General features: G+C 44.5%; 1 pseudogene. It reads right to left on the reverse strand.

The window, feature by feature from the left end:
- A pseudogene (locus R7Z47_RS25220) lies at positions 1-609 on the reverse strand (chemotaxis protein); the annotation flags it as partial.
- Positions 610-652 lie beyond the last annotated feature (43 nt).

Below are 652 nucleotides of genomic sequence, written 5' to 3' on the forward strand. Positions count from 1 at the left end.
CATCGTACCCAACGTTGTTACCGCGTCTTCCTCACTGATTTGATTGGCTTCTAACCAAGCACGGTAAGCTGGCGTTCTAATCATGCTTAAATCAGCGAACGGATACTGTTTAACAAAGTCAGCAACAAAGAGCTTCGTTTTATCGTAAACCTCTTTTTTCAACAGTGATTGAGCGAGCTGGTCTACCTCGTTGGCTAAGTGTGCCGAAACTTGTTTGGCTTCATCCGTAGCAAAAATGTCACGGCCAGCGCCCGTTGCATAAAACTGGTTCATTTGATGAGTGAACACCCACGTATCAATCAATGCAGCCATTGGTGATACTTGATATGCTGCTGCTTGCAAGCCTACTTCTGCATTGATCTTCCACAGCAGGACGTAAGACGGGATCACTTTATCATTGGGGTCATACTGCTCTTGAAGCACATCGGCGGCTTGCTCAACTTGAGCAAAAAATTGAAGTGCATATTCGCGCGTTAAAATGCGCATATTAAGCTCTTGCTTGGTGAGAGGAACGGTCTGGCTGTCAATTTTCACTTCTAACAGGGAACACCCTGAAAGAGTGGTAACCAACCACAAAACCATTAGTGACGATATTCGACGAATGGACATGAAGCTACCTTTATCAAATTGTATAGAACAGGAATTAAGCGGA

This window comes from Vibrio sp. 1641, from assembly GCF_033339995.1.
Taxonomy (GTDB): domain Bacteria; phylum Pseudomonadota; class Gammaproteobacteria; order Enterobacterales; family Vibrionaceae; genus Vibrio; species Vibrio alginolyticus.